We start from the raw sequence: 18,563 nt of genomic DNA, 5'->3' as shown, positions 1-18,563 counted from the left end.
CTGAAGGTAATTCGTGTTAGGTGTAGGGTGCCCTGATTGAAAGCATAAAAAAACCCTATTAGGAGGGCAATTCTTAAGCGAATAGACATACTTCACTTAGTTGCAACCCAATAGGGCGTTATACTTGATATGAAGACGAGCTTTATTTTTTTCCTCTTTTAACAAAATTGAGAGTTAAACCAATAATGTTCACGATTAAAAATAAGGTAAGTAAAATATTTGTGGTATGCAATTCTGCCTTTAATTGCGTTATATCTGTTTGTAGTTGTTGTGAAAGGTTACTGGTTTGATCTGCTACATTTCCAATCCTACTACTGATATCGTTAAAAAACTGGTGAAGCTCTGAAAAGTCCATCGTATACTATCCTCCCAGATATAGTTTTCATCACCTTATTAATCCATATAATACCAAATATTAAGCCTCTCGGTTGAAAATACGAAAAAAAAGAGGGCCCCTGTTTAATGGGAACCCCCTTTTTGCATTTCTAACGGACAGAGCAGCCCTTATTCAATGAATTTGGGCCATTTTCAAATTGTAACGGACTCCAAAGCCGCTATTCACACCAAAATTGTGCGTTTTGCTTGATTTATTAGCTAATAAGGACTCAGGTGTCCGTTACGTTTGGGAAATAGGGAAATAAACGAGAATAACGTCTCTGGTGTCCGTTAAATAATTAGAGATAGCGGAAAGCTTGACCGCCAAGGCCATCGAGGCAGCCCGCAATCGTAACGGCTCCTCAAAGCGAGCTAACCTGGCTGAATTGGTTGGCATACAATTCATAATAATGCCCGCGGAGCGCCAGCAGCTCCTCGTGCGTACCCCGTTCCACGATCTCGCCGCCGTGGATGACCAGAATCGCACTCGCTTCGCGGATCGTGCTGAGCCGGTGGGCGATCACGAAGCTCGTGCGCCCTTTCATCAGAACACCCATCGCCTGCTGGATGTGTAGCTCGGTGCGCGTATCGACGGAACTCGTCGCCTCGTCGAGCACCAGGATCGCGGGGGCGGCTAGAATCGCCCGTGCAATCGTGAGCAGCTGCCGCTGGCCTTGACTCAGGTTGCCGCCTCCGGCGGTCAACATGGCGTCATAGCCGTTAGGGAGCTTGCGAATGAACCCGTCCGCGTTAGCAAGCTTCGCGGCGGCTTCGACTTCTTCGTCCGTCGCGTCCAGACGGCCGAAGCGGATATTTTCTCGGATCGTATCCGAGAAAAGGTAGACATCCTGCAGCACGATGCCGAGGCGGCTGCGCAAACTGTCTTTATCGAGGCTGCGAATATCGCGGCCGTCGATGGTGATGGAGCCTTCGCCGACATCGTAGAAGCGGGTCAGCAGGTTGATGATCGTCGTTTTGCCTGCGCCCGTCGGGCCAACCAAGGCGATCAAATCGCCGGGCTTTGCGACGAACGTGACATCGTTCAGCGTAGGTACGTCGTCGGTGTAGCGGAAGGAGACGTTTTGAAAGGCGACCTCGCCCTTAACTTCCGTTAGCTCTGCAGCTTTCCCCGCTGAATCGTATTCCGTCTCGCGATCCATCACTTCAAATACACGTTCAGCTCCCGCGATGCCGGATTGAATCATATTATACTGATTCGCGAGATCGTTGATGGGGCGGCTAAACTGCCTGGAATAGTTGAGGAAGCTGATAATAACGCCAACCATCGTCCAGCCTTTGAGCACCATCCAGCCACCTATGGCAGCCAGCAGAATAAAGCTGAAGTGATTGATCATATTCATGCTTGGTCCCATCATGCCCGAAAGCTGCTGAGCGCCTGTACCGGCTGTGCGGAGCTGCTTGTTAATCGCACCCAGCTGGCGGACCGTCGCGGCTTCACGGCGGAACGTTTTGACTACTTTTTGCCCGGAAATGGTTTCCTCGATCAAGCCATTGAGCTCGCCGAGCCGCTGCTGCTGTTCTTTGAACAGGCGCTGGGTATGCCGCGTAATCTTTTTCGTTGTGAATAGAACGATGGGAACCGTAATCAATGTAATGAGAGTAAGCCAAATATTCAAAGTAATCATCATGATAAAAGAACCGACAATCATCACGATACTTGTAATGATCTGCGTTAAGTTTTGACTGAGGGTAGTTGCTACGTTATCGACGTCATTCGTCGTGCGGCTCATCAGTTCACCGTGAGAAGTCTTGTCAAAATAACTGATGGGCAGCTTGTGCAGGTGACGGAACAGATCCTGTCTCATTTCCCAAACCGTCCGCTGAGATACTCCTGCCATGACATAGGATTGAATCCACGTTGCTGCCCCGCTGAACAAATAACAGCCAAGCAAGAGAAGGCAGAGTCCAAGCAGTCCGCTGCGGTCACGCGGTACGATATAGTCATCGATGGCTACGCCTATCAAATAAGGCCCGAGCAGCGCAAGACCGCTGCCGACAACAGTAAGGATAATAACCGTGATTAGCCCGATGCGCTGCTGCTGAAGGTAACCCCACATGCGAAGTAGGGTTGCGCCGATGTGCTTGGCGCGCGGTTTTTGCGCCGGTGTCTGCTTTTTAGCCATGAAGGGCGGTCTCCTTTCCTTGCTGCGAGCGGTAAATGTCTTGGTAGATGGCGCTTGTCGCCAGCAGCTCCTCGTGGGTTCCCCTTGCGGCGATGCGGCCCTCATCCAGGACAAGAATTTGATCGGCGTGCAGCACCGATGTGACGCGCTGCGCGATAATGATGCGTGTGCTGCCGGCCATCAGCTGCTGCAGGGACCGCTGGATGCGCTTCTCCGTGCCAAGATCGATGGCGCTGGTGCTGTCATCCAAGACAAGCAGCGGTGAGCGCAGGAGCAGAGCCCGGGCAATCGCAATGCGCTGTTTCTGGCCGCCGGACAGATTCACCCCGCGTTGTCCCAGCTTCGCCTCGTACCCTTCGGGTAACTGCCGAATGAAACCATCCGCTTCCGCTGCTTTGGCGGCTTCCTCGATCTCGGCCGCAGTAGCTCCGGGCCTGCCGAAAAGAAGGTTCTCACGAATGGTCCCGCTAAACAAGATGGACTGCTGCAGCACAATGCCGATTTGACTGCGAAGCTGTTCGACGGGCATTTCCTTTATATCGATACCGCCTAAAAGAATTCGTCCTTTCGTTGTGTCATAAAGCCGCGGAATCAAGCTGACGAGCGTGGATTTACCGGAGCCGGTAGCCCCGAGAATACCGATCGTTTGACCCGGCAGCGCCTTAAAAGAGATGTTCTCAAGGACAGGCTGATCGGGGGCCGAATCATACACGAAGGATACATGCTCGAACTCCACCTCACAGCCGGCCACCAGTGCATTCCGCTCTGTCTGTACCTCGCTGCGTTCCTGTACAGGTTCGTTCATATCCGGTTCTGTCTCCAAAACTTCACGGATTCGCTCGGCGGACACTTGAGCACGGGAAATATTCATCAGCGTGTTGCTGATTGAAACCAGCGAAAAGAGCACTTGAGTGATATAGATGATAAAAGCGGCTAAATCACCAATCGCCATAGAACCGCTCCAGGTTTGCCCACCGCCGAACCATAGAACAGCAACAATGCTGATGTTCAATATTAATGTCATTAGCGGTCCGCTTGTCGCCAGAGCGCGGGCAGAGCTGAGACTTGCGTCGAGCAAGGCGGTATTCGCTTTCCCGAAGCGGGTACGCTCGAAGGCGGCGCGAACGAAAGCTTTGATCACCCGAATACCTGTGGTGCTTTCCTGCATAACGGTGTTTACGCGATCTAGCCTCGCTTGCATCAGCCGAAAAAGTGGCGTAGAACGTTTCATCAGCGCAAATAAAATAAGAAATTGAATCGGGACAACGACTAGCAATATCAAAGAAAGCCGTGGCGAAATAACAATCGCCATGATGATGCTGCCGATAAGCAGCGAAGCCTCACGTGTAAACTGGCGCAGCAGAATTTGCAAGATGTTCAGCATTTGCATCACATCGCCGGTCAAGCGAGTAATCAGCGACCCGGTTGAGAAAGTATCCAACTGCCGGAACGAGAAGGATTGCACCTTCTCAAATACGCTGAGCCGCAAGTCAGCGCCGAAGTTTTGTGCGGCTTTGACCGTAAAGAACGTACAGCCTACTCCGCCGACAAGGCCGAGAAAAGCAACGCCCAACATGTGCAAGCCCGTTGACCAAACCAGCGCGAGGTTACCCTCGGCTACGCCGTGGTTTACAATAGCCGCCATGAGGCGAGGCTGAGTCAGATCCATACAGACCTCCATCACCATAAGCAAAGGGGCAAGCAGGGTGATCAGCCAGTAAGGTTTAACAAATGATCGTAGTTTCCACATCGCAAGAAGTCCTTTCTTTTGTTTGGTGGCTAACTAATTTTCTTCCTCTTTAGGACGCAGATTCGCCTGCATTTGAAGCAAGAGGCGGCGAAATAACAGGATTTCCTCAGGCAGAAAATGCGAAAAGGTCAACTCATCCGTCGCCTTAATAGCTTCCTTGACATGGATACTGACTTCCTTGCCTTTATCGGTTAAATAAACGCGGGTAACCCTCTGATCCGTTGGATCTGGCCGGCGTTCAACAAGGCCTGTTTTCTCCATGCGGTCAACCATAACCGTCAGTGTTGCCGGCTTATTGTGTATGCGCGCAGCTAGCTCGCGCTGACTGAGTCCGTCTTCGGCGGACAAGGCAAGGAGCAGCGGCGGTTGTCCAGGATAAACGTCATAAGGATGAATGATTTGATCGATCGTACGGCGGTGCATTTTCAACAAATGAGACATCATATGTGTAAGAGATTCAGGATTATGGTGACGCGACAACGGATACCCTCCTTTTTGTTAGGTGACTAATTAATATCTTAGATACGTATCTCGATCCTGTCAATACACGATTTCACTTTATCGTTCCTGGTAAAATGCGCTTTGCACGGTTCCACGCTTTTCAGGTATTGTATAGATAAGGCATAAAAGGAGAGTGGAAAGAAATGACCGGCGCTATTATTTTGGGCGTAATTGCCCTTGCTATCATACTTGGAGCGACGTTCTGGGTAACTCGGAAGGCGTACTCCCGCAGATGGGATGAAGAAGAGCGCGATTGAGGAGAGCAGCTCGCAGGCGTAACCTCCCCCTAGTCAGGTATGCGCTTTCTTGCTATGATTGAAGGAGCAAACATAAAGGTGGCTGGCCGATGAACCGAATGGAGGCCGAATTCAGTAACCTGGTCAAAGCTTATCGCAAAAGGCATATGGGCAAAGGGCCGGAGCGCGTCACGACGACTTTTTGCAAGTGCTGGGCGATCTGCGAAATGGCTGGAAACCTATCCCCGGTGGAGAAGTTTATGGCGAAGACGGGCGATGGCAGACAAATGCTCCGCACGGCTCGCACGGAAATGGTCAAAGAGACGTATCGCGATCACCCCCCTGTGGAGATGGAAGAACTGCTTGGCGCGAAATTCGTCCAACTGTTCGTTGACATCGACATTGAGCAGGACTTGGGGATGTCCGTATTCGTTTTTGATCAGGATTTGGAGAAGAAATTTGGCGGGAAGTAGGCTGCCGAAACACCCAACCATCTAACGACCGCGACTGACGGTGAACCGTTGAGGCTGATCTCGCAGAATGTAACGGACGTACGGACACCTTATTTTCGACTTTTCGACGAAATAGAAGGGGCTATCGGACTGAGGAGCCGTTATTTACTTCAATAATGGCTGATTTAGGTCATTTCATGGTAAATAGCGTCGCTGGTGTCCGTTAGATTTTATTTTCACCTTAAATGGCGCGAATAGAGGCATCTCAATCCGTTGGACTCAGCAGTATCAGCAGTATCAACACGAATATCGACAACGGGCATCAACTGTAGCAGTATCAGCACGAGCCTCGACATCAGCGTCGACAGCATTCAACACGTTCAGTAACACGATCATCATCAGTCCCCACTAAGGGTTCTGATCCAGAAGACCGCCTAAAGAAAAGAATGCCAGCTAGATTACACGAGTGCGGCATATACATATTAAAAGTGCTTGGCACTTGGTAGCGAACCTGCCGGAGACTAACCACTGTAGAACATCGCTTGTAACTTTCGAAAAAGGAAGTTTGCAGGGCGTGTTTTGCGGTGGTTTTTTGCATCATACCAAACCAATATCGCAATAAAGGAGCTGCTTATAATGGGAAAAACAAAGCATACAGGACCAATCAAGCTGCCATCCAAACCCGATCCGAAGCTGTGGGTCAGCAAAGTGCCGTTCGGGTTAGGCAAAGTAAAGCCGCAGCATATTCGGGAAACAGCCAAAATTGCTTGGCAGAATCGGGATAATCTTCCGTATGCCTATCGGATATTGACGCAAGGCGTATGCGACGGCTGTGCTTTAGGCGTTTCGGGGCTGTACGACCAGACGCTGGCAGGGCCGCATCTCTGCACGACACGGCTGAACGTGCTCCGGCTGAATACGATGCCGGCGATCCGCGAGGAGCTGCTCCATGCGGACATCGACGAGCTGAGCCGCATGAGCAGCACGGAGCTAAGGCAGCTCGGGCGTATTCCCTATCCGCTCATACGGCGGCATGGGGAGCGGAAATTCCGCCGCGCCACATGGGATGAGGCGATGGACACGATCGCGGCTAAAGCGCGGGCGATTGACCCGAAGGGGATGGCTTTTTATCTGACGGCCAGAGGGATCACGAACGAGTCGTATTATGCGGCGGCCAAGGTGGCGAGGCTGCTAGGCACGAACAATATCGATAACGCCTCGCGTATTTGTCACTCGCCGTCGAAAACGGCCTTGAAGCGCTCCGTCGGTGTCGGCGCTTCGACATGTAATTACAAGGACTGGATCGGAACGGACGTCCTTGTGTTCTGGGGCAGTGTGGCCGCGAACAATCAGCCGGTCTCGACGAAGTATATGTATGCAGCCAAGCGCAAAGGGACGAAGATCATTGTCATTAACCCGTACTATGAGCCCTCTATGGAGCAGTACTGGATCCCTTCCATTCCCGAATCGGCTTTATTCGGGACCAAGCTTGCCGACGATGTGTACCAAGTGAACATCGGCGGAGACATTGCCTTCATGAACGGCGTCATGAAGGTATGGTTCGAGATGGAGGAGGCTGCGCCCGGCTCCGCCATTGACCATGCGTTCGTGCAGGCGCACACGAACGGCTACGAGCAGCTGCGCGCCCATGTGGCGCAGCAGGACTGGACGACGCTTGAGCAGTCGTCCGGGCTCTCCCGCGAACGCATGCGCGAGTTCGCTCAGCTGCTGGCGCGTGCCGCGTCCGCGGTTTTCGTGTGGAGCATGGGGCTCACACAGCACCGCTTCGGCACGGACAACATCTCGCAGGTGGCGAATCTCGCCCTCCTGCGCGGTTTTCTTGGCCGCGAACACTGCGGGCTGATGCCCATCCGCGGCCACAGCGGTGTGCAGGGCTCCGGCGAAATGGGCGCGGATCCCTTCTCTTTGCCCGGCGGCGACATCAGCCATGCCGCCGACCGCAGCCGCATCGAGCAGCTCTGGGGCTTTGCGCTGCCGAATTGGCAGGGTGACATCGTTGGTGTCACCCTGGAGAACGCGCTCCTGCCTGAGGAGCAGGAGCGGAAGCTCCGGCTGTTTTACACATCCGGAGGCAACTTCCTGGAGACGATGCCTGACCCGGCATTCGTCCGTGAAGCGCTAACCGCAGTCGATGTCCGTGTTCACCAGGACATCATCCTGAACACCTCCACGCTGCTGGATGCGCGGGAGGCCGTGGTGGTGCTGCCGGCGATGACGCGCTACGAGCAGCCCGGGGGAGGCACGTCCACCTCGACGGAGCGGATGGTGTACTTCTCGCCCGAGATCGCCGGCCCGCGAATCGGCGAAGCCCGCGCGGAGTGGGCGATCTACGCCGATCTGGCCCGCCGCGTGAAGCCCGAAGCCGCCGCCCGGCATCTCGGCTGCGGCAGCGCCGCGGCCATTCGCGAGGAGATTGCGTTGGCTGCGCCAAGCTACAACGGCATTCAGCACCTGCGTGAGCGCGGTGATGTGTTTCAATACGGCGGCGCTTGGCTGTGCGAGGACGGCGTCTGTCCGACGCCGGATGGCCGCGGCGCGCTGCTGCCGATTGAGCTTCCGCAGCTGCGGAAGCCGGAGGGGCACTTTGCCGTGACGACGCGGCGAGGCAAACAGTTCAACTCGATGATCTACAGCGACATCGATCCGTTCAACGAAGCGGATCGTTACGATGTGCTGATCCATCCCGGGGACGCGGCGCCTCTTGCTCTAAGCGAAGGGGAGGCGATTGTGGTCTACAACCGGTTCGGCAGCATGCACGGCAGGGTGAAGTTTGCCGAGATCAAAACCGGTAATATAGAAGTCCACTGGCCGGAAGGGAACAGCTTGATCCCGAAGGGCGTTTACGAGCCGCATGCCGGCATCCCGGAATATAATACAGCGGTTATTGTGGAGAAGGCAGAAACGTACCATGCCCACAAAGACACGCGATACGTCGAGAAGCGGATTGAAGAGCTGGAGATCGAGGCGGGGTGAGGACGATGGAAAACGAACAAGATCAGGTTGGGCCAGGACTTTCTTCGACGACAACATGGAACATTTACCGCTACAATGGCACGGAGATTCTCCCTCAAGAGGACACGATCGCGACGGAAACGCCGTTGACGATCAAGGTAGATGGCGAGGAATTTGCAACGCTGGTGCACACACCAACGGATACGGTTGATCTGGTTACCGGCTTTCTTGCTTCTGAGGGCTTGATTCGATTCGTCGATCAGATCGAGTCCCTCACCTTGGAGGAGGAGCGCGGCTTCGCATATGTGAAGTTGCGGCATTTGCACCAGCTAAGCAAGCAAATGGTGTCCAAACGGTTCATCGGCTCCTGCTGCGGCAAAAGCCGCCAGTTTTATTTTCACAACGACGCTCGCACGGCCAAAACCGTTGCTACGAAACTCCAGATTACGATTCAGCAGTGTTTTCATCTTATGAGCCTCATGCAGGAGCAGTCGGCGGATTTTCGGGCTACGGGGGGACTGCATAATGCAGCCTTGTGCACGGCAGGTGAGCTGCTTTTGAGCAGGTCGGATATCGGACGGCATAATGCTTTGGATAAAATATACGGCCATGTCCTGAGGCAGCGAATATCCGTTCGGGATAAAGTGATTGCCTTCAGCGGGAGGGTCTCTTCCGAGGTGGTGCTTAAGGTTGCCAAAATCGGAGTCGGTATTTTGCTGTCGAAATCTGCCCCAACGGACTTGGCACTTAGATTGGCGCAGGACCTAGGGATTACGGTCGTCGGCTTCATCCGTAGGGACCAATTAACGGTCTACACCCACCCGCAGCGTATAACGGAATGTCGATAAACCCCTTTTTATGTGGGAAAATTTGTATTGTCTCTCTATCACAAATATGCTAGATTCTAGTCACTGTCATATTTTGTTAAGAGAGGAAGACCGTCATGGGGAATTGGAATACCGTTGCTAAAAAAGGGGCAACAGCGTTACTGGCCGCCTTCTTGCTTGTTTCCCTGCAGGGGCCGTCACCTTCTTATGCAGCCGAAATAAATGCCGAGGTTCCTAAAGTGATTGAAAAAGCCTCACCGTCGGTTGTTGCGATTATCGGCAAGCCATCCTACGATTCAGATAAAACGCTAGAGAAAAATCGTTTTAATCTTGCGCACGGCACAGGTGTGATCGTCGAGTCCAATGGCGTCATCGTGACGAATGCACATGTAGTCAAAGATATGAAAAATATCGTTGTTGTTACATCAGACGGCACTACTTATAACGGGCATGCCACGAATATCGATGAGGAGAGCGACTTGGCCTTGGTCAAAATCGACGCCACCGGCTTAACGCCCGCGACTTTCGCTTCTTCCTCGGACATTAAAGTGGGGGAAACCGTCGCGGCAATAGGAACGCCGATTTCTTTTGCTTTGCGAAATTCCGTTACCGTAGGGATTGTCAGCGGACTGGACCGCTCGGTTAGCTCGCAATATCAGCTCATCCAAACGGATGCGGCGATCAATCCTGGCAACAGCGGGGGTGCGCTGATTAACATGAACGGTGAAGTTATCGGTATTAATACAATGAAATATGCCGATTTCGGGGTTGAAAATCTCGGCTTTGCCATTCCGGTGGACACGGTCAAGTATGTGTTGAAGCATTTTCAATTGTATGGGAAAGTGAAACGCCCTTATTTGGGGCTGGAGCTCGAAGAAAGCTGGGAGGCTGTCGTTGGTTTACCTAGCTCAACAGGACTTCGTGTTGCTTACGTCGACCCTGACTCACCGGCTGCGGCAGCTGGAATTGAGCAGGACGATCTGGTCGTTTCCATCGGGGCGAACAAGGTGAAGACGCTGGTCGACTACAATGAGGCGATTAAGAAGTATTTGCCGGATGACAAAGTGGATATCACCATTCAGTCAGAGGGTGCGTCCGTGACGAAGTCTGTTACGCTCGGCGAAGTGCTGCATCCCGAAACGAAGTGGAAGGAAGACGCGGAGGGGTCTGATTTGGACGCGGACCGCGGTAAAACCAAAATTGGCGACAGCCATTTCGGCTGGTCGATGAAATACCCGGCAGGTTTGGTGAAAGGGCACCAATCCGAGGAGGGGGACTCGGTTAGCTTCGCGGATGCCAAAGGGGAGTTCTCCTTGTCCATCCAGGTTGATAACGAGAGCGATGAGCTGTCTCCGTCGGCGCTTTTGAACAAATTGACCGGTAACGAAGAGGATGACTACAGTGATATGGCGGCATCCACGATTCTGGAGCGCCAGTATGTCAAGCGCGAAGGTGGTCCGTTTGCCAAAATTGTTGGCCGCTCCGGAGATGACGGCTACATTCAAACGCGTGGTTATCTTCACCAAGGGCGCCTGTATAAAGTGCAACTATTTGTAATGAAAGATCACTATAATAACGATTTTAAACAAAATAGCTATAATGATTTACTTGATTCATTTAAGCTTTCCTTTAATGCGCAAGATGAATCGCTCAAAGATATTTCGGTCTATTCTAATGGCAATACGACTTACACGAATGAGTATGGATTATCATTTGCCCTGCCGTCTAGCTGGCAGAAAAGCAGTTATACCGGAAACTCCTCCTTCTTTAATTCTGATTATTCGCAATCGCTGCAGGTTGAGGTGACGTCGGCTTCATCCGGCGACACGTTAGCCGCGTGGGCGGATCGTGAGCGCAAGCAGCTTGAAGCGCAGTATGTGCAGAAATATCGTAAGATCAGCGCCCCTGAGGAGCTTACTTTGGCCGGCGTTCCAGCTGTAAAGACAGCTCATGCCGAAACACTGGGCAACAAATGGACCGCGGGGTACTCCCTCTTTTTCATTAAGGATAAATATAAGTATGAGGTTGAAGTCAGCTATCCGCAGGAGGAGGAGGGGGCTGAGATCAATGATCTCTTGCACACCTTAACCACCACGATTGAAGTGGATAAAGACCACATGGACCAAGAGCTTGGTTTCATTCAAGATCTCGACGAACTGATCGATCCGAATCGTACCATTACCTACAAGAATGAGAAATATAAATACACGCTGCAAATTCCTGAAATGTGGACAAGCAGCAAGTCCTACGACAACAAAGACCAAGTGAGCAAGTCCTTTCTTTTCACCGGAGGTTACTTGACGATCAACGCAGATACCATCACACCTTATGAGGATGCGGTAAAAGAAGAGGACGCAGCGCAGAAGAAGAGTCACGATAGCGATAGCGAATATGCCTATACCGATGAGGAAACGACAGTGCTTGGCGGCGTGAAAGCCAAGAAATACGAAGTTAATTATGTGAGCGCCAAAGTGCCTTACAAAGAAACGACGTACATTTTCAGCCAAAATCAAATGACTTATACCGTTACGCTGCGCATGGACGAAGCGGTTCGAACAGAGGCTAATGAAGCACGTTTGAAAAAAGCTTTTGACTCTCTCAAATTTTTGGATGCCGTGAACAAATAGCCTGCGGAAACAGCAGGGAGTTAATGACCCTCTCCTCAGTCGTGACTGAAGGGAGGGTTCTTTCTTGGCAGAGCAGAGCGGGGAGCGCAAAGAGAGCAGGAGAGGGCGATCATCATGAGGTTGCCCGTTGATAGGCTTGGAAGTGATGCAAATGCTGCTCAGAGTGGGGAGTTTGGATGTGGATGATTTGATTTTGAACCTATTCGGGGGGAGTTTGGCCTATTGGATGTTTGCGGCTTTCCTCCGATGGAACGCTTCAGATCAGGTTGAAATGAAATACAGGGTATAAAATGTGACCAATTGTCTCAATATAGCCCATGTAATGATTTTTAATTTGAGGAGGCTCATTGAAACGATGACCAAGACCGATTCAAGTCTACAGTCACAGAATCCGATTTCTTCCGCGCAAAATTCAGCCGATAATGTCCATCAAGCGGTGAATCATGCGATGTCCCATCCAACACCGCAGACGTTGCAAGAGGCCCGGAACGCTATCGGTAAAGCCGAGAACGCGCTGGATCAGGCAACCGATCAATCTGACGCGCCGGCCGTGCAGCAAGCTGCTGAATCGCTCAGCGAGGACGAAGCTAGGCTTCAATCGTTGGAATAGCATCAAAGAGAGCTATCCTGTAAGTAGTTCAACTACTTGTGGGTAGCTCTTTTGATTTTTCTGCGATAGTTTGTCTGTGGGGGCTTGGTTTTACGCTAAGCTGGTTGCGTGGGGGAACTACAGGGCGCTATTTTGGCAAAATGGGTCGTTTACATGGGTTAGACGGAACTACAGGGCTTTATTTGACTTGAAAAGCTCACATTTGGCGGTGAGCGGCGAAATAGAGGATCGTAGTTCCCTTGGACTAGCCGAAGGGAAGGTTATTCGAAGAATAAGGGATCGTAGTTCCCATTCGGCCGATTTTTCACCCAACTGCACCCGCCGCACACTAGTCACACTCCGCATTTTAGCTACTCCATCTACACAAGCTACTCCCACACCGCACTAGCTAAGCCAAAAAGGCCATCCGCCGGATCCTTCCGGAACTGCTCAGATAGCCCCGCGATGACGGCATCTCATCGTATTATTTATGGTACAACGCATAGCCCGGGTCTACCGGAACTTCAATCGCAATGATGCGCAGACCCTGCTCGTCATCCGCCTTCAACAGCAGGATTTCATCCGCTTGTTTGTCATTTTGGACAACGACGAAATCCTTATGGGAGACGGCCTGAGGACCGTTGCCATCCGCGGCGGCTTCACTGCTGCCTTGTCCTCGAATAGCGAGGAGAGCAAGCTGCCGCTTCGGATGGAGGGAGTACGTGAACGCTGCACCCGGCTCAAGGTTCCAATCAAACATGTTGGCGTCTGTATCCAGCTGAATCGGAGCCTCTCCGCCAATGACGTTTTTCACCGTCACGCCATCTTGTTGAACGACCGGGAATTGCTCATGTCCGTATTGATTGTAGGTGGCGGGCTTTTTCACCGATTGACTGAGGTGAGGCTCGAACCAGATTTGCATGCCTTCGGTGCCAGCGGCGCGGAAGGCTTCCGCATGTGAGACGCCGGATCCGGCTTGAATGACTTGAGCGCCGCCGTCAGAAACAGTCTCTAAAGAACCAAGAGAATCGCGGTGCTCCACGAGACCTTCAATCACATAAGTGACGATTTCGAACGCTTTATGCGGATGCATGCCAATCTCAGCAACATCGGTTGCATGGCCCCAAGCCCAATAAAATAAAGGTCCTACACGATCTACAGCCGTTTTCTCACGCGGAAAGCTAATGGCACGCTGCTCGATAAAATTGCCGCCATCAAACGCCCCAACACCTTGTTGATCAGCCGAAAATATTTGTATATGCATAAGAATCTCTCCTTTGCTTTAAAATAATTAATTACTTACTATATGTAAGTATTATAGATCTCTTTTAACAAAATGTAAAGTGAAATCCCACTCTTTTAACCGCATATCTTGACTTCGTTGCACGACTCCTACTACAATTTGTAGTGTAAGGAGTGTGTCTCTCATGAAAATGCAAAATTTTAAATACGAAGGAAGCGGGCTTAACCGTTTTTTCGGTCCTTTAGAGGCCAAGATCATGGAAATTCTTTGGAATAGCGTCGAGGAAATGACGATTAAAGATGTTCAACAGAAGCTCGACAACGACAGCAAAGCAAATAATTTCAACACCGTCATGACAGTGATGAACCGCTTGGTGGACAAAGGTATTTTGCAGAAAAAGGCGCTTGCCCGCTCGTACCAATACAAACCGGTTGTTACAAGAGAAGCCTTCATGGAAGCTCAGTCCAAAGAGCTCACGCTTGATTTGATTGAAGAGTTCGGCTCCTTGGCGGTGACGCATATGGTGGATGCGCTGGATAAAGTAGATCCCGGTCTGCTCGACCAATTGGAGCAAAAAATCAAAGAAATGAAAAAGGATCGATAACGATGATGGAAAAGCGATTGAAATGGCTGTACGCTGCTTCTTTAGCCTTGTCGGGGCTTGTCTTGGGACAAATGCTGCTTTTTGTGGGACAGCATCTCTTCAAATGGCATGCACGCTATAACATCTTTGATTTGTGCGTCATCTTATTCAAAAATCTTCATATCCCAGCACCCATTGCGCTTAATTTGGTGAATGTTGTGATCCTTTATACCCTTAGCGCGGTCCTTTTGCTAACCACACGGCAAGCCTTTCAAGCGATGAAAGCCAAGAAGCTGGTTGCCAAACACCAGGATGCTGCGCTTACCTTGCAATACCGCGGCATGTACCAGCTTACTGAGCATCAACTGCGCATTATTTCTTCCAAAGCGCCAACTGCCATGACGATAGGCTTTCGGAAGCCGCAAATCATCCTATCGACGGGGTTGCTCGACATGCTGGACCCTACAGAGCTTCATGCCGTTATCGACCATGAGAAATGCCATATGAAGCATCGCGATCCGCTCGCTATTTTCCTGCTTTCCATCATGTCTAAAGCGCTGTGGTATATCCCGATCTTTGCATGGCTTGCCAAGAAATACCCCATTATGATTGAACTAAGGGCAGATAAGTATGCCATTGGTCAAATGAATCAACCTGCCGATTTGGGCAGCGCTCTCCTCAAACTACTCAAACTACAATCACCGGCACCGAATCTATCCTTATCTCACGCCTCTTTCGCTGAAACATCCATGAATGTTCGCATCAAACATATTCTTGACCCGCAAATGACCTTGTTACTACCTTGGCCACGGCTTCGAATAGCGGTATCCCTGTTGATCGTTATCCTGCTGATGGGGCTCATTTAGAGCCCTGATTGGCATGGCTTGACTTTCCATTTATTTAACACTACACTTTGTAGTGTAAACAAAATAGATGAGTGAGGAGAGAGATTAATGGATTATATCTTGAACAATCTGCACTTCATAGTGACGCATGTCCCTATCGCACTTCTTATTTTCAGTTTTGTTTTTGATATCATTGCAATGATTATGAAAAAACGGGAGTGGCACTCTGCCGGCATGCTTTGTCTTGTGGTAGGTGCGCTTGGCGCGGTTGCGGCTGTCATGACAGGCCCGTCTCCTTGGCGTAATCCCCTGGTTGTCCCTCATGAATTCTATGCGAAATTAACTATGCTTGCAGCGATTGTTCTTGCGTTAGTTCGTGTCGGTTTGCTCATTTGGAAAAAGAAAGATGCCGGCCGGCATCCGATGTATTTGATCGGCTCGCTCGCAGCTGTGATCCTCGTCAGCTATACAGGCCATCTTGGCGGTCAAATGGTACATAGACCGATGAATGCCCCGGCCATGGCGCCAGGAGGCGGAGCGCCGGGTGGACAAGCCCCTGGCGGGCAAGGCGAGACAAATGGACAAGGGCCTGGAGGTCAAGGAGCTAAGGGACCTGTGGCGTCACCCGCGGCATCGTCGTCAGTACCTTCAAATAAGTAAATGAAAGGGAACAGAGGTCCGCTATTTAAGCCAAAACGGCTACATTTTGAGGGTGAGAGGAACTACAGGGCCTAATTTATCCGAAATTGGTTGATTCTCCACAAGAATCGGTCAAATAGAGTACCCTAGTTCCCTTTCATCTACCAAAGGACTACATTTGCCGAAATAGCGGATCACAGTTCCCACTCCATAAACACAGGGCTATCCATCAGGTCATTCAGACCCGTTGAGATAGCCCTGTTTTTGCCTAATCCTCATACCGGCTCGTCCAGCTCTAACTCTTCCAGCGTATACCGATTATCCCACAGAAAAATCATATCGTACTTCGTCGAATCGCGCGAAACGAACCTGGCAATGAGTGCAACAACGCCTCCAATTACGACTCCGAATGCGGCAATCCATCCTAATAAGGCAAACACTTGATCGACCATGCCCATCCACTCCCCTGCGCGATATGAACTCATATGTAATGAATATGCCGCGAGAATTTGAAACATGTGTGACAATCGCACAAGGGGAAAAAGCAAGTATTCTGATCTGAAAATGGAAGGGTAAGATAGTTCTTTTATAGTCTTTTTCTCCGATTGACAGGGGCTTGAAAAGGGTGTTAAGATCACCTCTGTAAGCGGAGTTATACAACTTTTGGAAAATGATTAAGGACGCAAGTTGGTTTGCGGTAGAGAAGGAGGGTTTCAAGATGATTAAGTTGGTTCTGGATCCAAACGCGCATTTTGAGCACGAAGATAACGACCATACAATTTCATACGGAGTAACCCGCCTGTTAGCCGATACCGATACGCCTTGATGGTGTTTGTTCGGCTGCTGCAACCCCTTCATATACGCTAATGAAGAGAAGCGCGGGTTACGAAGAAGTTCGTAACGAGCGCTTTTCTGATTTTTGAAAAGAAAAGGCATATCGCTGCGTGCGGTGTGCCTTTTTGCGTGGATAAGTAAAGCAAAGGAGTGATGAAAGCAATGTTTATCGTATTAAAAAAATTAGGTTGGTTCTTCCGCATGAATTGGAAGCGATATACGCTGGCGATCGGGCTGCTCATTATCGTCGGCATTATTGATGTGATACCTCCGAAGCTGATCGGCTATGCGATTGATGGTATACACATGGGGACTTTAACAGGCAGCAAGCTGTTCCAGCTGCTCGCCTTCTGGGGGACGCTGATTGTGGCCGGCTATGGCTTGTCGTATGTTTGGCTGTATCAGCTGTTCGGAGGCGCCTTTGTCCTAGAGCGCGTGCTCCGCTCCCGCTTGATGAGGCAGCTGCTGCGCATGACGCCAACGTTCTATGAACGCAACCGCACGGGCGATCTCATGGCTAGAGCTACGAACGACCTTCAAGCGGTATCGACGACAGCGGGCTTCGGGATTTTAACCTTCGTAGACTCCACGTTGTTTATGCTGACTATTCTGAGCATGATGGGCTTTTTCATTAGCTGGAAGCTGACGCTTGCTTCCATCCTTCCGCTGCCTTTCATGGCTGCCGCGATCACCATTTACGGCGGTCGAATTCACGAGAGATTCATTCTCGCTCAAGATGCTTTCGGTCAAATGAATGACCGGGTGCTTGAGACGATTGCCGGCGTGCGTGTCATACGCGCTTTTGTACAGGAAAAGGCTAGTGAACAAAGTTTTAAAACGATGACAGACGATGTTTTCCGTAAAAATATTGCGGTTGCACTTATTGATGCGCTATTCGAACCAACGGTCAAAATCCTGGTCGGCATCTCGTATTTAATTGGATTATGTTACGGCGGATACATGGTGTTTCATAGTGAATTGACACTTGGGGAACTCGTTTCCTTCAATACGTTCCTAGGCATGTTGATTTGGCCGATGTTCGCAATCGGGGAACTCATGAACATCATGCAGCGCGGCAATGCCTCGCTGGATCGGGTGAATGAGACCCTGGGCTACAAACCGGATGTCACAGACGAACCGAACGCAACAACCATGCTGCTGCCCAATTCGATTAGCTTCCAAGCCGTCACCTTCCGCTATCCGTCATCTTCTATAGACAATCTCGTTAATATCTCTTTTGAGCTCAAGCGTGGACAGACGTTAGGCATTGTAGGGCGGACCGGAAGCGGCAAAACGACGCTGCTGAAACAACTGCTGCGCGAATATCCGCCTGGCAAAGGCACGATCGCCATTTCCGATACGCCGATAGACCAATTGACGATCGACACCGTACACGGATGGATCGGATATGTGCCGCAGGAACCGATTCTTTTCTCCAAAACGGTGAAGGAAAACATCAAGTTCGGCGCTAGCCAAGGCACGGAGGAGCAGCTTATTCAAGCGCTTGAACTGGCTGCCTTCCGCAAAGACGTGGAGTTCCTGCCGGAAGGCTTGGAAACCTTGGTTGGCGAGCGAGGTGTGGCTTTATCCGGTGGTCAGAAGCAGCGCGTATCCATCGCGCGGGCGCTTTATGTAGATCCGGAAATTCTCATGCTGGATGATGCGCTTTCTGCCGTGGATGCCAAGACAGAAGCTGAAATCATCCGCGGGATTCGCTCCGAACGTGCCGGCAAAACGACACTCATCACAACGCACCGCCTGTCTGCGGTTCAACATGCCGATCGGATTCTGGTGCTCGATGAAGGGTACATCGTGGAAGAAGGTACGCATGAGGAACTTCTCGCGCTCGGCGGGTGGTACAAAGAGCAGTACGACCGTCAGCAGCTAGAGGAGCAGCAGGTTGGCTGAACGGACAAATCCATGATCTCATGAAAAGAAGGTGAAA

The 18,563-nt window shown here is 51.0% G+C and carries 16 protein-coding genes; 10 read left to right on the top strand and 6 right to left on the bottom strand.

Going from position 1 to position 18,563, the window contains the following annotated elements; translation table 11 throughout:
- Positions 1-142: 142 nt before the first annotated feature.
- From AC3WTJ_RS31900 to AC3WTJ_RS31885, 4 genes are all read right to left on the bottom strand, one after another.
- Positions 143-355 (bottom strand): hypothetical protein, encoded by a 213-nt coding sequence (locus AC3WTJ_RS31900; protein ID WP_492525113.1) that lies wholly within the window; start codon positions 353-355, stop codon positions 143-145.
- 382 nt (positions 356-737) lie between these two features.
- Positions 738-2,519 carry an ABC transporter ATP-binding protein gene (locus tag AC3WTJ_RS31895; protein ID WP_492525112.1) on the bottom strand — a complete coding sequence of 594 codons (1,782 nt, stop codon included), beginning with the start codon at positions 2,517-2,519 and terminating at the stop codon, positions 738-740.
- Positions 2,512-4,269 (bottom strand): ABC transporter ATP-binding protein, encoded by a 1,758-nt coding sequence (locus tag AC3WTJ_RS31890; RefSeq protein WP_492525111.1) that lies wholly within the window; start codon positions 4,267-4,269, stop codon positions 2,512-2,514. Before AC3WTJ_RS31890 ends, AC3WTJ_RS31895 begins: the two co-directional genes overlap by 8 nt.
- 33 nt (positions 4,270-4,302) lie before the next feature.
- Positions 4,303-4,749: a MarR family winged helix-turn-helix transcriptional regulator gene (locus tag AC3WTJ_RS31885; protein WP_492525110.1), complete on the bottom strand. Its 447-nt coding sequence runs from the start codon at positions 4,747-4,749 to the stop codon at positions 4,303-4,305.
- Positions 4,750-5,116: 367 nt separating this feature from the next.
- On the opposite strand from AC3WTJ_RS31885, the gene AC3WTJ_RS31880 reads away from it, so the two are divergent.
- The 6 genes from AC3WTJ_RS31880 to AC3WTJ_RS31855 all read left to right on the top strand — a co-directional run bounded on the left by AC3WTJ_RS31880 (position 5,117) and on the right by AC3WTJ_RS31855 (position 12,495).
- A complete protein-coding gene (locus AC3WTJ_RS31880) occupies positions 5,117-5,479 on the top strand; it encodes a Na-translocating system protein MpsC family protein (protein ID WP_492525109.1) in 363 nt (120 codons plus the stop codon).
- A 615-nt stretch (positions 5,480-6,094) separates the two neighbouring features.
- The gene (locus tag AC3WTJ_RS31875) at positions 6,095-8,452 is read left to right on the top strand and encodes an FdhF/YdeP family oxidoreductase (protein WP_492525108.1); all 2,358 of its coding nucleotides are present in this window, start codon (positions 6,095-6,097) and stop codon (positions 8,450-8,452) included.
- Positions 8,453-8,457: 5 nt separating this feature from the next.
- The gene (fdhD, locus tag AC3WTJ_RS31870) at positions 8,458-9,279 is read left to right on the top strand and encodes a formate dehydrogenase accessory sulfurtransferase FdhD (protein WP_492525107.1); all 822 of its coding nucleotides are present in this window, start codon (positions 8,458-8,460) and stop codon (positions 9,277-9,279) included.
- Positions 9,280-9,374: 95 nt separating this feature from the next.
- Positions 9,375-11,885, top strand: coding sequence for a S1C family serine protease (locus tag AC3WTJ_RS31865; RefSeq protein ID WP_492525106.1), 2,511 nt, complete (start codon positions 9,375-9,377; stop codon positions 11,883-11,885).
- Positions 11,886-12,012: 127 nt separating this feature from the next.
- Positions 12,013-12,174, top strand: a complete 162-nt coding sequence (locus tag AC3WTJ_RS31860; protein WP_492525105.1) for a VanZ family protein — start codon at positions 12,013-12,015, stop codon at positions 12,172-12,174.
- 66 nt (positions 12,175-12,240) lie between these two features.
- Positions 12,241-12,495 (top strand): hypothetical protein, encoded by a 255-nt coding sequence (locus tag AC3WTJ_RS31855; RefSeq protein WP_157318318.1) that lies wholly within the window; start codon positions 12,241-12,243, stop codon positions 12,493-12,495.
- Between the two features lie 463 nt (positions 12,496-12,958).
- Here AC3WTJ_RS31855 and AC3WTJ_RS31850 read toward each other — a convergent pair whose 3' ends face one another.
- Positions 12,959-13,738: a pirin family protein gene (locus AC3WTJ_RS31850; protein ID WP_492525104.1), complete on the bottom strand. Its 780-nt coding sequence runs from the start codon at positions 13,736-13,738 to the stop codon at positions 12,959-12,961.
- Between the two features lie 163 nt (positions 13,739-13,901).
- On the opposite strand from AC3WTJ_RS31850, the gene AC3WTJ_RS31845 reads away from it, so the two are divergent.
- From AC3WTJ_RS31845 to AC3WTJ_RS31835, 3 genes are all read left to right on the top strand, one after another.
- The gene (locus AC3WTJ_RS31845; RefSeq protein WP_157318316.1) at positions 13,902-14,321 is read left to right on the top strand and encodes a BlaI/MecI/CopY family transcriptional regulator; all 420 of its coding nucleotides are present in this window, start codon (positions 13,902-13,904) and stop codon (positions 14,319-14,321) included.
- Positions 14,322-14,323: 2 nt separating this feature from the next.
- Positions 14,324-15,166: a M56 family metallopeptidase gene (locus tag AC3WTJ_RS31840; RefSeq protein ID WP_492525103.1), complete on the top strand. Its 843-nt coding sequence runs from the start codon at positions 14,324-14,326 to the stop codon at positions 15,164-15,166.
- A gap of 87 nt (positions 15,167-15,253) precedes the next feature.
- A complete protein-coding gene (locus tag AC3WTJ_RS31835; protein WP_492525102.1) occupies positions 15,254-15,805 on the top strand; it encodes a DUF2231 domain-containing protein in 552 nt (183 codons plus the stop codon).
- A gap of 254 nt (positions 15,806-16,059) precedes the next feature.
- On the opposite strand, the gene AC3WTJ_RS31830 is transcribed toward AC3WTJ_RS31835, so the two are convergent.
- Positions 16,060-16,236 carry a hypothetical protein gene (locus tag AC3WTJ_RS31830; RefSeq protein ID WP_181646511.1) on the bottom strand — a complete coding sequence of 59 codons (177 nt, stop codon included), beginning with the start codon at positions 16,234-16,236 and terminating at the stop codon, positions 16,060-16,062.
- Between the two features lie 544 nt (positions 16,237-16,780).
- On the opposite strand from AC3WTJ_RS31830, the gene AC3WTJ_RS31825 reads away from it, so the two are divergent.
- Complete coding sequence (locus AC3WTJ_RS31825; RefSeq protein WP_492525101.1) at positions 16,781-18,526, top strand: ABC transporter ATP-binding protein; 1,746 nt, start codon at positions 16,781-16,783, stop codon at positions 18,524-18,526.
- The last annotated feature ends 37 nt before the right edge of the window (positions 18,527-18,563 follow it).

Source organism: Paenibacillus sp. FW101-FHT12H11 (assembly GCF_058790355.1).
The sequence above is the reverse complement of the archived record's forward strand: the minus strand, read 5'-3'. Positions and strand labels throughout refer to the sequence as shown.